13 protein-coding genes are annotated in these 13103 nt (G+C 72.5%); 9 read left to right on the forward strand and 4 right to left on the reverse strand.

The genetic code is table 11. From position 1 onward, the window contains the following. Positions 1 to 99 precede the first annotated feature (99 nt). The 9 genes from ACF1ED_RS02160 (at position 100) to ACF1ED_RS02200 (ending at position 7880) form a co-directional block, all read left to right on the forward strand. Positions 100 to 1107 carry a hypothetical protein gene (locus ACF1ED_RS02160; protein WP_391756465.1) on the forward strand — a complete coding sequence of 336 codons (1008 nt, stop codon included), beginning with the start codon at positions 100 to 102 and terminating at the stop codon, positions 1105 to 1107. A 114-nt stretch (positions 1108 to 1221) separates the two neighbouring features. Next, positions 1222 to 1563: a GNAT family N-acetyltransferase gene (locus ACF1ED_RS02165; protein WP_391756466.1), complete on the forward strand. Its 342-nt coding sequence runs from the start codon at positions 1222 to 1224 to the stop codon at positions 1561 to 1563. Positions 1564 to 1674: 111 nt separating this feature from the next. Beyond that, positions 1675 to 1845 (forward strand): hypothetical protein, encoded by a 171-nt coding sequence (locus ACF1ED_RS02170; protein ID WP_391756467.1) that lies wholly within the window; start codon positions 1675 to 1677, stop codon positions 1843 to 1845. 18 nt (positions 1846 to 1863) lie between these two features. Beyond that, the gene (locus ACF1ED_RS02175) at positions 1864 to 2052 is read left to right on the forward strand and encodes a hypothetical protein (RefSeq protein ID WP_391756468.1); all 189 of its coding nucleotides are present in this window, start codon (positions 1864 to 1866) and stop codon (positions 2050 to 2052) included. 671 nt (positions 2053 to 2723) lie between these two features. Then, the gene (locus ACF1ED_RS02180; protein WP_391756469.1) at positions 2724 to 4133 is read left to right on the forward strand and encodes a family 2B encapsulin nanocompartment shell protein; all 1410 of its coding nucleotides are present in this window, start codon (positions 2724 to 2726) and stop codon (positions 4131 to 4133) included. A gap of 55 nt (positions 4134 to 4188) precedes the next feature. Next, the gene (locus ACF1ED_RS02185) at positions 4189 to 5427 is read left to right on the forward strand and encodes a family 2 encapsulin nanocompartment cargo protein terpene cyclase (RefSeq protein ID WP_391756470.1); all 1239 of its coding nucleotides are present in this window, start codon (positions 4189 to 4191) and stop codon (positions 5425 to 5427) included. Between the two features lie 27 nt (positions 5428 to 5454). Next, positions 5455 to 6333, forward strand: a complete 879-nt coding sequence (locus ACF1ED_RS02190; RefSeq protein ID WP_391756471.1) for a geranyl diphosphate 2-C-methyltransferase — start codon at positions 5455 to 5457, stop codon at positions 6331 to 6333. A gap of 201 nt (positions 6334 to 6534) precedes the next feature. After that, the gene (locus ACF1ED_RS02195) at positions 6535 to 7263 is read left to right on the forward strand and encodes an IclR family transcriptional regulator (protein ID WP_391756472.1); all 729 of its coding nucleotides are present in this window, start codon (positions 6535 to 6537) and stop codon (positions 7261 to 7263) included. Between the two features lie 146 nt (positions 7264 to 7409). Continuing rightward, positions 7410 to 7880: a hypothetical protein gene (locus tag ACF1ED_RS02200; protein ID WP_043227932.1), complete on the forward strand. Its 471-nt coding sequence runs from the start codon at positions 7410 to 7412 to the stop codon at positions 7878 to 7880. Positions 7881 to 7946: 66 nt separating this feature from the next. On the opposite strand, the gene ACF1ED_RS02205 is transcribed toward ACF1ED_RS02200, so the two are convergent. The 4 genes from ACF1ED_RS02205 to ACF1ED_RS02220 all read right to left on the reverse strand — a co-directional run bounded on the left by ACF1ED_RS02205 (position 7947) and on the right by ACF1ED_RS02220 (position 12850). Continuing rightward, positions 7947 to 9389, reverse strand: a complete 1443-nt coding sequence (locus ACF1ED_RS02205) for a GH1 family beta-glucosidase (protein ID WP_391756473.1) — start codon at positions 9387 to 9389, stop codon at positions 7947 to 7949. 107 nt (positions 9390 to 9496) lie between these two features. After that, a complete protein-coding gene (locus ACF1ED_RS02210) occupies positions 9497 to 10411 on the reverse strand; it encodes a carbohydrate ABC transporter permease (protein ID WP_391756474.1) in 915 nt (304 codons plus the stop codon). Between the two features lie 2 nt (positions 10412 to 10413). After that, the gene (locus ACF1ED_RS02215; protein WP_391756475.1) at positions 10414 to 11421 is read right to left on the reverse strand and encodes a carbohydrate ABC transporter permease; all 1008 of its coding nucleotides are present in this window, start codon (positions 11419 to 11421) and stop codon (positions 10414 to 10416) included. A gap of 91 nt (positions 11422 to 11512) precedes the next feature. After that, on the reverse strand, positions 11513 to 12850 hold the full coding sequence (locus tag ACF1ED_RS02220) for an ABC transporter substrate-binding protein (RefSeq protein ID WP_391756476.1): 1338 nt from the start codon (positions 12848 to 12850) through the stop codon (positions 11513 to 11515). Positions 12851 to 13103: the final 253 nt, after the last annotated feature.

The following is a 13103-nucleotide window of genomic DNA, read 5'->3' on the forward strand; positions in this document are numbered from 1 at the left end:
CCGGGTCCCCGGCCCTGAGTACCCGTACTCAGGGGGGAGTTCACCTCTCCCTCCTAGGGTGGGGCCGACAGGGGGACCCGACGGGGGAGGCGGACCGGCATGTCCGATCGGAAGCACCGGGAGAAGGACGAACGCACCGCGGTCTTCGGCTGGGCGAGCGTGCTCGCGCTCGCCCTCGCCGGTGCCGCGCTCGGCTTCCTGGCCGTCTGGACCGCCGAGGCGGTGGCACCGGTGGACCGGGAGCACGCCGTCGCCGTGCGGGTGACCGACCTGGACGGCGACGGCCACGAGCGGTACGGCTACGACCTGGAGGCGCGGACGACGGACGGCCGCACGATCCCCCTCGCCGGAGGGAGCGCGCGGGTGGACCGGGTGCGTTCGGGCGAGCCGGTGGTCGTGACGCTGTCCCGCGCCACCGGCCGGCCCCTCGCCGTGCGGCACGTGGAAGGCGAGGCGAACCTCCACCACCACACCGGAGCCGTCGTCCTCGTCGTCGCGGCGGGCCTGTTCGCCGCCGCCGTGGCCTGGCGGCGGCGCCCGCTCCTGCGGGCCGCGTCCGCCGTGCTGCCCTTCGCCCCCCGGCTCCTCGCGGCGGCCGTGACGGTGGCCGCCCTGGTCCTCGCGGGGGCCGCCCCGCTCGACCGCGATCCCGCCGACGGCAGCCGCTCGTCCCTCGACGGCATGGGGATCTACCGCGACCCCGCGTTCTTCCCGGACCGGGTCGTCGGGGTGGGGACCGAGGCCGAGGTCGACGACATGGCCGTGACCGTCCGCGCGCCCGCCGCCACCGTCGCACCGGCCCCCGGGGCCGGCACGGCCCTGCGCGTCGTCGCCGTCCCCGTCGTGGTGCGCGGCACCGGGCAGGGGACCGGCACCCATCTGCCCGTCGTGCTGATCGGCGAAGGGGAGGGCGACGCCCAGCTGCTCCGGTGGTCGCGGTGCGGCGAAGAACCGGGCGCCCTCGACGACACGTTCGCCCCCGGGGAGACCACCGGCCGCCTCTGCTTCGCCGTGCCGCAGCGCTTCGATCCCCGCTACCTCGTCCTCGAACGCGGCGGCGCGTCCGTGGCCGTCGACGTCCGCGGCGGTACGGCCGCCGGGGGCTGACCCGCCCGGCCGGACGCCCCGCCCCACCTGCGAGAACCGGGGAGTAGGGTGAGGCGCGGCGGGCCGAGGCGCGCCGTGCGGAAGCAGTGTCCGAGCGAGTGCGAGAGGCCGCCCATGAGCGAGCAGAGCGTCAGCCCCGTCGTCCGCCGCGTCGACGAGCGGCACCGGTACGAGATCCTCGTCGACGGCGCGCGGGCGGGGCTGACCGCCTACCGCGACCGCGACGACCGGCGGGTGTTCTTCCACACCGAGGTCGACGAGGCCTACGCGGGGCAGGGGCTCGCGGGCATCCTCGTGGAGCAGGCCCTGACCGACGTCAGGGCCTCGGGGATGCGGATCGTGCCGGTGTGCCCCTACGTCGCCAAGTTCCTCAAGAAGCACGAGGAGTTCGCGGACATCACCGACCCGGTCACCCCCGAGGTCCTCCAGTGGCTGGACGCCCGGCTCGGCCGCTGAGGCCTGCCCGGCTCAGGCCCCGCCGGGCCGATGTGCTCCAGGTCGACCCGGCCGGAGTACTCGCTGCCCGGATCGGCGTTCCGCCGCTCCGGCACGTCGATGCCGGCCCGCATGCTGATCGCTAAGTTCGAGGCGGGCGTGTCCGCCGCGGCGACGATGACGCCGTGGCTCGCCCGGTACCGCAGCGGCGAGCTGTGGATCCCGGGTACGGCCCCCGTGCCGTTCCCCCAGATCACCACCGGGTGCCGCTCGCCCGCCGCCCCCATCGCGCGCGGGCGGTAGAAGGTGTGCACCGCCTCGATGTCGACGTCCACCTCGTACGGACCGGGCGCGCCCCACGAGGTGCCCACCGACGGGATCCCGCCGGCCGTCGCCGTCGCGGCGGGCCCCGCCGTGGAGGCCGGTGCCGCGCCGGACGGCAGCAGCGCGGCGAGCAGCGGACCGCCCGGCAGGCGGCTCTTCCTCCCTGGCATGGGAACTCCTCTATGAGTCCGCGCGGTCGCGCGTCCTCGCGACCGCGGCCAGGGACATCGTGGAACGGCCCGCCCCGCCTGTCTGTGCCCACGGGCCCGGTCCCGCGCGGCCCGGCCTGTGCGACTGCCCAGACCGGCCCGCCGCCGGCCGCCCGCGAGCCGGAGTGCCCCTCCTCCGTGGCCCCCGCCCCCCGTCTCCCGCCGCCACGACGGTCCCCTCGTGCTCATCGTTCCGCGAACTTCCGTTCAGGCGACGGCAGTTGTGTGGAGAGAAAGACGTGACGGGGAGTGTCGAAGGCCCGGGAGAGGACGGGTTGACGCTCCGTGTTGACTTGTGTGACGGGAGGGATCGGTTGTCAAGGCGGGGTCACCGTGGTCAACGTGGCCGGAACGCGTGCCGTCCGATCGGGGCGCGAAACCGCCCCGGGGCCCCCACCGGCCCGCATGCCCTCCCCCTTCCGCGACGCATGGCGGAAACCCGGCGGGCGCACCGGTAAACCGGGCCCGAAACAAGATCACTGCATCGAGGTAATGCCCCTCGGCTCTTCGGGCGGGCCGTCCTGACGGACCGTTACTGTTCCCCGGGTCTGGACGGATGGCCAGACCACCTCCCTCCATTCCTCCTCATCGACCGGTCCGGCACGCCGCCGTGCCCGGTCACCCCCTCGCTAAGGAGAGCCCGGTCCGATGACCGTCGACACCAGCCCGGAAGCCCAGGCGGCGCCCCCGCAGCAGTCCCTCAGCACCCACGCCGCGCGGAACCTCGCCAGCACGACCAAGTCCGCCCCGCAGATGCAGGAGATCACCTCCCGCTGGCTGCTGCGGACGCTCCCCTGGGTCGAGACCAAGGGCGGCGCCTACCGGGTCAACCGCCGGCTCAGCTACACCGTCGGCGACGGCCGGGTGGAGTTCGTCCAGGACGGCGCCACCGTCCGCGTGATCCCCCGCGAGCTCGGCGAACTCGCCCTGCTGCGCGGCTTCGACGACGTCGAGGTGCTCACCGCCCTCGCCGGCCGCTGCGTCCAGCGCGACTTCTCCGCCGGCGACATCCTCGTCACCCGCGGCAACACGGCCGGCGAGATCCACCTCCTCGCCCACGGCCGCGTCAGCCAGACCTCCGAGGGCCCCTACGGCGACGACATCACCGTCGCCGTCCTCGGCGACGGAGACCGCTTCGGCGAGAACGCGCTGCTCGACGCCGACGCCACCTGGGACTACACGGCCACCGCCGAGACCTCGGGCACCCTCCTCACCCTCTCCCGCGCCGACTTCGCCGCCGTCATGGCGAACTCCCCGGCCCTCCAGGCCCACATCGAGGAGTTCTCCTCCCTCCCCGACCAGGCGCAGAACAAGCACGGCGAGGCCGAGATCGCCATGTCCTCCGGGCACGTCGGCGAGGCCGTCCTCCCCGGCGCCTTCGTGGACTACGAGCTCAAGCCCCGCGAGTACGAGCTCTCCGTCGCGCAGACCGTCCTCAAGGTCCACACCCGCGTCGCCGACCTCTACAACGGCCCGCACAACCAGACGGAGGAGCAGCTCCGCCTGACCATCGAGGCCCTGCGCGAGCGCCAGGAGCACGAGCTCGTCAACAACCGCGAGTTCGGCCTCCTGCACAACGCCGACTTCAAGCAGCGCATCCAGACCCACTCCGGCCCGCCCACCCCGGACGACATGGACGAGCTGCTCAGCCGCCGCCGGGGCACCAAGCTCTTCCTCGCCCACCCGCGCACCATCGCCGCCATCGGGCGCGAGTTCAACGCCCGGGGCCTCTACCCGGACCACGTCGACCTCGGCGGCCAGTCCGTGCCGGCCTGGCGCGGCGTCCCGATCCTGCCCTGCAACAAGATCCCGATCACCAAGGAGCAGACCAGCTCCATCATCGCCATGCGCACCGGCGAGGAGAACCAGGGCGTCATCGGCCTCCGCCAGACCGGCATCCCGGAGGAGTACGAGCCCGGCCTCTCCGTCCGCTTCATGGGCATCAGCGAGCAGGCGATCATGTCCTACCTCGTCACCACCTACTACTCCGCCGCCGTCCTCGTCCCCGACGCCCTCGGCGTGATGGAGAACGTGCAGATCGCCCGCCGCCGCGACTGACGCCCCCGCCCGTCCCGGATCCGGGACCGGCGCCCCACCCAGCAAGGAGCAACGGATGCCCGACCCCGGGCTCTCCCCCCTGCCGGCACCCCTGCCCGCGGCGGCGGCCCGCCTCGGGGCCGACGTCCTCGACCGGGCCCTCACCGGCCCGGCCGCCGGGGCACCCGCGCCGCCCGCCGCCCCCCGCTGGATCCCCGGCGGACCCAGCGGACTCGGCACGGCCAGCACGTCCTTCGCCCGTCCGGCACCCCTCCCGGTGCCGGACACGGCGCCGGACCCCGCCGAGGCGGCGCCCGCCGCCCCCTCGGCGGCGGAGGGCCGGCCCATCCCCGGCCTCTACTTCCACCCCGTCCCGGACCCCGACCCGGCCCGGGTGGACGAGGTCAGCCGCCGGATCAAGGACTGGGCCGTCGACGAGGTCCAGCTCTTCCCCGACGAGTGGGAAGGCCAGTTCGACGGCTTCTCCGTCGGGCGCTACATGGTGGCCTGCCACCCCGACGCCCCGACCGTCGACCACCTCATGCTCGCCACCCGGCTCATGGTGGCCGAGAACGCCGTCGACGACTGCTACTGCGAGGACCACGGCGGCTCGCCGATCGGCCTCGGCGGCCGCCTCCTCATGGCGCACACCGCGCTCGACCCCCTCCACACCACCCCGGAGTACGCCCCGGCGTGGGCGGAGTCGCTAGGCTCGGACGCCCCGCGCCGCGCCTACCGCTCCGCCATGGACTACTTCGTCCGCGCGGCCTCGCCCTCCCAGGCCGACCGCTTCCGGCACGACATGGCCCGGCTCCACATGGGCTACCTCGCCGAGGCGGCCTGGGCCGAGACCGACCACGTGCCCGAGGTGTGGGAGTACCTGGCCATGCGCCAGTTCAACAACTTCCGCCCCTGCCCCACCATCACCGACTCCGTCGGCGGCTACGAACTCCCGGCGGACCTGCACGCCAGGCCGGAGATGCAGCGGGTCATCGCCCTCGCGGGCAACGCGACGACCATCGTCAACGACCTGTACTCCTACACCAAGGAGCTCTCCAGCCCCGGCGTCCACCTCAACCTGCCGGTGGTGCTCGCGCAGCGCGAGAAGCTCTCCGAGCGCGACGCCTACCTCAAGGCGATCGAGGTCCACAACGACCTCATGCGCGCCTTCGAGACCGCCGCCGCCGAGGTGGCCGCCACCTTCGCCGTCCCCACCGTGCTGCGCTTCCTCAAGGGAGTCGCCACCTGGGTCGACGGCAACCACTACTGGCACCAGACCAACACGTTCCGCTACAGCCTGCCCGACTTCTGGTAGGCCCGACTTCCGAAATGGATCCCCTCTGTGACCACCGAGCTGACCTCCACCGACGCCTCCGCGATCATCCCCGGTCCGGCGACGCCGTACCAGGGCGACATCGCCCGCTACTGGAACGCCGAGGCCCGGCCCGTGAACCTGCGCCTCGGTGACGTGGACGGCCTCTACCACCACCACTACGGCATCGGCGCCGTCGACCACGCCTCCCTCGGCACCCCCGAGGACAGCGAGTACGAGAAGAAGCTGATCGCCGAGCTGCACCGGCTGGAGTCCGCCCAGGCCGAGGTCCTCCTCGACCACCTCGGCCCCGTCACCGCCGCCGACACCCTCGTCGACGCCGGCTGCGGCCGCGGCGGATCGAGCGTCATGGCCCACCAGCGGTTCGGCTGCCACGTCCGGGGCGTCACCCTCTCCTCCACCCAGGCCGAGTTCGGCAACAAGCGCGCCCGCGAGCTGGGCATCGACGGCCACGTCAGCGCCCAGGTCTGCAACATGCTCGACACCCCGTTCGAGAAGGGCAGCATCACCGCCTCCTGGAACAACGAGTCCAGCATGTACGTCGACCTCGACGACCTGATGGCCGAGCACTCCCGCTTCCTCAAGGTCGGCGGCCGCTACGTCACCATCACCGGCTGCTGGAACCCGAAGTACGGCCAGCCCTCCAAGTGGGTCTCCCAGATCAACGCCCACTTCGAGTGCAACATCCACTCCCGCCGCGAGTACCTCAAGGCGATGGCGGACAACCGCCTGGTGCCCCAGGCCGTGATCGACCTCACCCCCGACACGCTGCCCTACTGGGAGCTGCGCGCCACCTCCTCGCTGGTCACCGGCATCGAGGAGGCGTTCATCGAGTCGTACAAGGACGGCTCCTTCCAGTACGTCCTGATCGCCGCCGACCGCGTCTGACCCCCGCCCCGCCGGTCACCGGGCCGGGTCCGTCCACCGTGACGGACCCGGCCCCGACCGTTTCCGGCCCCCTCGGGCCGCGACGCACCGGCGCCGAACCCTTCGGCGGTTCGTCCGGGTCTGCGGCATCGTGGAGGGGCGCCCGGAGCCGCGCCACAGGGGGACGACGGCCGGGCGGAGCAGACAGGGGGAACACGGCCCATGGACCAGGGGACGAGTCCGAGACCCGGCACCGCGCGCACGACCGCGGAACAGGACCGGCCGGGGCGCGGCCGGGGCGTGCTCGAAGGGGCCTTCGCCCTGCTCGACGCACTGCGCCGGAGCGGCGACGAGGCCGGCGTCACCGAACTGGCCCTCGCCTGCGGGGTGCCCAAGGGCAGCGCCCACCGGCTGCTCGACCAGCTGGTCGCCGTCGGCGCGGTGGAGCGGCGCGGCTCGCGCTACCGCGTCGGCCCGCAGCTCTACCGGCTCGGCCAGGCCTGGGAGCCGCACCCGGGGCTGCGGCTCGCCGCCCGGCTGCCGGTGCAGCGGCTGCGGGCCGCGACCGGCGCCAGCGTCGTCCTCGCCGTCCTGCGCGAGGACCGGGCCATCGTCGTCTCCTCGGCCCCCGGCGAGCTGGAGCCGCTGGTGCCGGTGCGGAACGGCACCGCCTTCCGGCTCGACACCGCCGCCGGACACGCGCTGCGCGGACCCCTCAGGGCCGGGGCGGTCCTCGACCGCGAGGACGTGATGGAGGGGGTGTGCTGCGCCGCCTTCCCCGTGCGCGGCAGGGACGGCCGGACCGTCGCCGCGCTCGCCGCCATGGTGCCGGCCGGACGGCGGCTCGACGCCCTCGCCGAGGCCGTCGCCGGCGCGGGCGCCGCGCTCGGCCGCGCCCTGGCCCGCGGCGTGCCGCACCGCGCCGTCCCGCCGGCCGCGCTCGCCCCCTGACCGCCCCCGCCAACTCCTCCCGGAAGCGGTTCCGTTGAGCGGAACGCGCGTAGAACGGGGCGGGGGAGGGGCGGCACAGTAGGGGACGTGCCGGGGGAACGGCACACCAGAGAAGAGCAGAACGCAACCTTCGGGGGAGACACACCATGCGCAAGAACCGGGTCGCACGCATCGCCGCCACCGCCCTCCTCGGGCTCGGCACCCTCGGCGCCTTCGCCGGCACCGCCCACGCCGAGCCGATCGACTACGTGCGGATCGAACTCGTCGAGCTGCACTGCCAGAAGAACAGCGAGGGCGACCACGACGAGGCGTACCTCAAGATCACCGACGCCAACGGCAACGCCGTCAAGGTCTGGCCGGGCAACGGCATCAAGTACCAGACCATGGGCACCGGTTACGTCCGCTCCATGGCCGACGGCAACGGCAACGCCGCCCTCATCCTCGGCAAGGAGCAGGCCCGCACCCTGACCCTGTGGGACTACGACTCCACCAGCGGCGACGACAAGCTCGGCGCCACCCTCGTCACCGGCAGCGAGGTCGGCGCCGAGACCCAGTGGCGCAGCGTCGAGGGCTCCGGCGGCGTCTACGTCATCGGCTACCGGGTCATCGACATCTGATCGGACGTCAGGAGCGCGTGAGGGCCGTGCCGGTGAACCCGGCACGGCCCCTTCCGCGTGCTCCGGTCAGACCGCGTCGGGCGCGTGCAGCTCGCCCGACCGGGCCACCCGGGAGTACCAGCGGGCACTGGTCTTCGGGGTGCGCTCCAGGGTGTCGTAGTCCACCCGGACCATCCCGAACCGCTTCGCGTAGCCGTAGGCCCACTCGAAGTTGTCGAGCAGCGACCACAGGAAGTAGCCGCGGACGTCGACGCCGTCGGCCATCGCCCGGTGCACCGCCTCCAGGTGCGCGTGCACGAAGGCGGTGCGCTCGGGGTCGTGCACCCCGCCGTCCTCGCCGACCACGTCGTCGTACGCGGCGCCGTTCTCGCTGATGACGAGCGGCAGGTCCGGGTACGCGTCGGCGGTCCGGCGCAGCAGGTCGTACATGCCGCTCGGGTCGACCGGCCAGCCCATCGCCGTCCGCTCGCCCGGCGCGCGGTGGAAGGCGACCGAGTCGGCGCCCGGCCACGGCGAGTGGGCGCTGTCGCCGTGCCCGTCGTCCTGCGGCTTCTCCTCGCCCTCGGCGACGTGCGCCACCAGGGTGGGGGAGTAGTAGTTGATGGCGAGGAAGTCGAGCGGCTGGTGGGCCGTCGCCGTGTCGCCCTCCTGGACGAAGGACCAGTCGGTGAGGTGCCGGGTGTCGGCGATCAGGTCCTCGGGGTAGGCCCCCTCCAGCATCGGGCCGAGCCAGACGCGGTTGCCGACGGCGTCGATGCGGCGGGCCGCCTCCACGTCCTCGGCGGAGGTGCTGCGCGGGCGCACCTCGTGCAGGTTGAGCGAGACGGAGATCTGCCGGTCCGCCGGCAGCGCGGCGCGCAGCGCCTGGACGGCGAGGCCGTGGCCGAGGTTGAGGTGGTGGGCGGCGCGCAGCGCGGCGACCGGGTCGGTGCGGCCGGGGGCGTGCACCCCGGAGCCGTAGCCGAGGAAGGCGCTGCACCAGGGCTCGTTGAGCGTGGTCCACCGCTTGACGCGGTCGCCGACCGCGTCGGCGACGATGCCCGCGTACTCGGCGAAGCGCTCGGCCGTGGCGCGCTCGGGCCAGCCGCCGGCGTCCTCCAGCTCCTGGGGGAGGTCCCAGTGGTAGAGGGTGAGGGCGGGCTCGATGCCGGCGGCGAGCAGCTCGTCCACGAGCGAGCGGTAGAAGTCCAGGCCCTTCTGGACGGCGGGGCCCCGGCCGGTGGGCTGGACCCGGGACCAGGAGACGGAGAACCGGTAGGCGTTCAGGCCGAGTTCGGACATGAGGGCGACGTCGTCGCGGAACCGGTGGTAGTGGTCGACGGCCACGTCACCGGTGTGGCCCTCGAAGACCTTGCCGGGGGTGTGCGAGAAGGTGTCCCAGATGGACGGGGTGCGGCCGTCCTCCCGGGCCGCTCCCTCGATCTGGTAGGCGGCGGTGGCCGACCCCCAGAGGAAGTCGGAGGGGAACTGGCGGACGGCGGTGAGCGGCCGGGTCTCGGACGCGGTCATAGGAGGGCGCTCCCAACGCGGGGTACGGGTCGGTCCGTTCGGGTCCGGCGACTGCGGCGGACCCGTACGGCCGACGGGAATTGCGGTACGGAGAGGGGTGGGGCGGGTCAGCTCTTGACCGCGCCGGCGGTGATGCCGCCCACGATGTGCTTGCCCAGGAAGGCGAAGACCAGCAGCAGCGGCACGGTCGATATCAGCGCGCCGGTCAGGACGATCGCGTGGTCGACGGTGTGGTTGCCGGCGCCGAGTCCGGCCAGGGCGACCTGGAGGGTCGGGCTGCCGTCCGGGGTGAGCGCGATGAACGGCCAGAAGAAGTCGTTCCACGCCTGGACGAAGACGAGCATGCCGAGCACGGCCATGGCCGGGCGGGCCACCGGGAAGACCACGTGCCAGATGATGCGCAGGCTGTGCGCACCGTCCATGCGGGCCGCCTCGACCAGCTCGACGGGAAGCGCCTCGACGAGGAACTGGCGCATGAAGAAGACGCCGAAGGCCGCGACGAGCGAGGGCAGGACGACCGACTGGAGCTGGTCGAACCAGCCGAGGTCGGTGATGATCTGGTAGAGCGGGATGACGCTGAGCTGCGGCGGGATCGTCATGGTGGCGACCACCAGGGAGAGCAGCATGCCGCGGCCCTTGAAGGGCAGCTTGGCGAAGGCGAAGCCGGCGAGCGTGGAGAAGAGGACGGTGGAGGCGGCCACCAGGCTCGCCACGACCGTGGTGTTGATCAGCGCCTCGCCCATGTCGACCTGCTCCCAGGCGAAGCTGAGGTTGTCGAGCAGGCGGGAGCCGGGCAGCAGCGGTGCCGGTGCCTGGACGACGCGGTCACCGGTGTGCGAGGCGGCGACCACGTTCCAGTACAGCGGGAAGAGCGAGACCACCGTCGCGACGACCAGCAGCACGTAGGTGAGCGGTCCGGCGTGGTGCTGCCGGCCCGCCGTCTGGCGGAAGCGGCGGCGGGCCGGGCGGGCGCCCGGGGTCTTGGGCTCGACGGACGGGGAGGTGTCGAGGGTGCGGGCCATGGTCAGTCCCCCAGCTTCTTGCGGTTGCGGCGGGAGACGAGCGCCTGGATGCCGCCGACGAGCAGCAGGAGCGCCAGCATGACCCAGGCGATCGCGGAGGCGGAGCCCAGCGCGCCGGTGATCCAGCCCTTTTCGTACATCAGGAGGCTCAGGGTCTGGTACTGGTGGCCGCTGCCGCCGCTGATGCCGACGCTGCCGCCGAAGAGCATGGGCTCGCCGAAGAGCTGGGTGGCGCCGATGGTGGAGACGATGATCGTGAAGAAGATCGTCGGGCGGATGGAGGGGATGGTGACGCTGATGAACTGGCGCCAGCGGGACGCGCCGTCCAGCGAGGCGGCCTCGTAGAGGTCCTGCGGCACGGCCTGCATGGCGGCCAGGTAGATCAGCGCGTTGTAGCCGGTCCAGCGCCAGGTGACGATGACGGAGATCGCGATCTGCGCCGGCCACTTGGAGTTCTTCCAGTCGATCGGCCCGATCCCGACCCAGTCCAGGACGCCGTTGATCATCCCGTAGTCGGTGTTGAAGAGCTGGGCGAAGACCAGGGTCGCCGCCGCGATCGAGGTGGCGTACGGGGCGAGGATGGCGACCCGGAAGAAGCCGCGGCCGCGGAGCTTGTAGTTCAGCAGGTGGGCGAGACCGAGGGCCATCAGCAGCTGCGGGACGGTGGAGATGACACCGATGGTGAAGGTGTTGAGGAGCGCGTTCCAGAAGAACTCGCTGGTGGCGAGGTCGGTGTAGTTCTCCAGGCCCTTCCACTCGGGGGTTCCGCCGAGCTCGACCCGGTTGAGCGAGAGCCAGCCCGTGTAGATCAGCGGGAAGAGGCCGAAGGCGGCGAAGGTGAGGAAGAAGGGGGTGATGAAGACGTACGGGATCGCCTTGACGTCCCAGCGGTACAGGGTGCTGCGCCAGCCGCCCGGACCGGAGCGGCGGCGCCGGCCGCGCGGGGCGGGCGGGGAGGGCGGGGCGGGCGGCGGGGTGCCGCCCCGCTCCGCCCGTACGGAGGTGGCCACGGGTGGCGTCCTTCCAGGTCGATGCGTGCGGTCGTGCGGACGGCGCCGGCCCGCCGCCGGCAGGTGGCGGCGGGCCGGCACGCGATCCCCGCTACTGCTGGATCTTGTCGTCGACCAGCTTCTTGACGTTCTCCCAGGCCTTGCCCGGGTCGGTGCCGCGCTGCTCGATGTCGAGGATGCCGTTGTCGGTGAGGAAGGTCTTCACCTGGCCGTCGTAGCGGCTGATGACGGCGGGGGTGATGCCGGCCGCCGCCGAGGAGAAGATCTTGCCGACCGGGGTGTCGCCGAAGTACGGCAGCTTGGCGTCCTGCACCGCGGCGGAGAGCAGGGTGTCCTTGGAGGACGGGATGTTGCCGTTCACCGCGAAGACCTTGGCGTGCTGCTCGGGGGCGGTCAGCCAGGCCGCGAGCTCGGCGGCCTCCTTGGTGTGCTTGCCCGCCTTGGGCACGGCCAGGAAGGCGCCGCCCCAGTTGCCCGCGACGGGCGGCGCGGCGATGTCCCACTTGCCCTGGTTGGCGGGACCGGCCTGGTCCTTGATGATGCCGGTCATCCAGCTCGGGCAGGCGACGGTGGCGAACTTGGAGTTCTTGAAGGCGGCGTTCCAGGTGCCCGCCTCGTCGAACTGGCGCAGCTTGGCGGTGAGTCCGCCCTGGGCGGCCTTGACGCCGAGCTCCCAGGCCTTCTTCACGCCGGGGCTGTTCTCCCAGTCGAGCTTGCCGCTGGAGTCGGCGTACTGGACGGGGTCGCTGGAGAGCACGGCGTTGAACAGGCCGCTGGCGGAGTCGTGGAAGGCGGTGCCGGCGGGGGCGTTCTTCTTGTACGTCTCGCCGACGGTGAGGAACTTCGCCCAGTCGCCGTTCCACAGCTTGCCGACCTCGTCGCGGTCGGTGGGCAGCTTGGCCTTGGCGAAGAGGTCCTTGTTGTAGCAGACCGCCATGGGGCCGATGTCGGTGCCGAGGCCGATGACCTTGCCGTCGGCGGTGGTGGCCTGCTTCACCTTCCAGTCGAGGAACTTGGAGGTGTCGGCGCCGCCCTCCTTGGCGACGTCCAGCCACTTGGCGGCCATGGTGGGGCCGGTGGCCTCGGCGATGTAGCCGACCTCGATCGCCTGGATGTCGGCGGTGCCGCTGTTCTGGGAGAGGCGCAGCTTCAGGGTGTCCCAGTACTTCTGACCGTCGGAGACGTTCGACTCCTCGATCTTGATGTTCGGGTGGAGCCGCTCGTACTCGGCGTACAGCTTCGCGCCGGTCTTGTTGTCGTAGCCGAAGGACCCGAAGGTGCCGACGCGCAGGGTGATCTTCCCGCCGTCCTTCCCGGCCTCGTCGTCCTTGTCGCTTCCGCAACCGGTGAGCAGGACCGTTCCGGTCACCACTGCGGCGACCGCCGCGGCGGCCGTGCGGCGTCCGCGTCTGCTGCTGGAAGTGCGCATTCCACTCTCCTCGTCCAAGGTGGTGCTCGTTGTGCGCCAAGAGGTCCGGCCGGCTGCTCGCGGCTCGGCGGGCCCTGCCGGGACCTGATGCAGGTTGTGCCGCCCCCCTGATGGGAGCGCTCCCACGTCGTTGCCGGAAGGTTGCCGCCGGGGGGGTGGGGGTGTCAAGACATGAACGCGGTTTCGTTACCGGAAGGTGTTCAGCGGGTTTCCCCGTACTGGAACGCGGTTCTTCACGTCATCTCCTGAACGC

Source organism: Streptomyces sp. NPDC014656 (genome assembly GCF_043084305.1).
Classification (GTDB): Bacteria; Actinomycetota; Actinomycetes; order Streptomycetales; family Streptomycetaceae; genus Streptomyces.

Excerpts from the sequence above, each read along its gene's own strand:
- ACF1ED_RS02160 (WP_391756465.1), top strand. The coding sequence starts at position 100 with ATGTCCGATCGGAAGCACCGGGAGAAGGACGAACGCACCGCGGTCTTC.
- ACF1ED_RS02165 (WP_391756466.1), top strand. The coding sequence starts at position 1,222 with ATGAGCGAGCAGAGCGTCAGCCCCGTCGTCCGCCGCGTCGACGAGCGG.
- ACF1ED_RS02170 (WP_391756467.1), top strand. The coding sequence starts at position 1,675 with ATGCTGATCGCTAAGTTCGAGGCGGGCGTGTCCGCCGCGGCGACGATG.
- ACF1ED_RS02175 (WP_391756468.1), top strand. The coding sequence starts at position 1,864 with ATGTCGACGTCCACCTCGTACGGACCGGGCGCGCCCCACGAGGTGCCC.
- ACF1ED_RS02180 (WP_391756469.1), top strand. The coding sequence starts at position 2,724 with ATGACCGTCGACACCAGCCCGGAAGCCCAGGCGGCGCCCCCGCAGCAG.
- ACF1ED_RS02185 (WP_391756470.1), top strand. The coding sequence starts at position 4,189 with ATGCCCGACCCCGGGCTCTCCCCCCTGCCGGCACCCCTGCCCGCGGCG.
- ACF1ED_RS02195 (WP_391756472.1), top strand. The coding sequence starts at position 6,535 with ATGGACCAGGGGACGAGTCCGAGACCCGGCACCGCGCGCACGACCGCG.
- ACF1ED_RS02200 (WP_043227932.1), top strand. The coding sequence starts at position 7,410 with ATGCGCAAGAACCGGGTCGCACGCATCGCCGCCACCGCCCTCCTCGGG.
- ACF1ED_RS02205 (WP_391756473.1), bottom strand. The coding sequence starts at position 9,389 with ATGACCGCGTCCGAGACCCGGCCGCTCACCGCCGTCCGCCAGTTCCCC.
- ACF1ED_RS02210 (WP_391756474.1), bottom strand. The coding sequence starts at position 10,411 with ATGGCCCGCACCCTCGACACCTCCCCGTCCGTCGAGCCCAAGACCCCG.
- ACF1ED_RS02220 (WP_391756476.1), bottom strand. The coding sequence starts at position 12,850 with ATGCGCACTTCCAGCAGCAGACGCGGACGCCGCACGGCCGCCGCGGCG.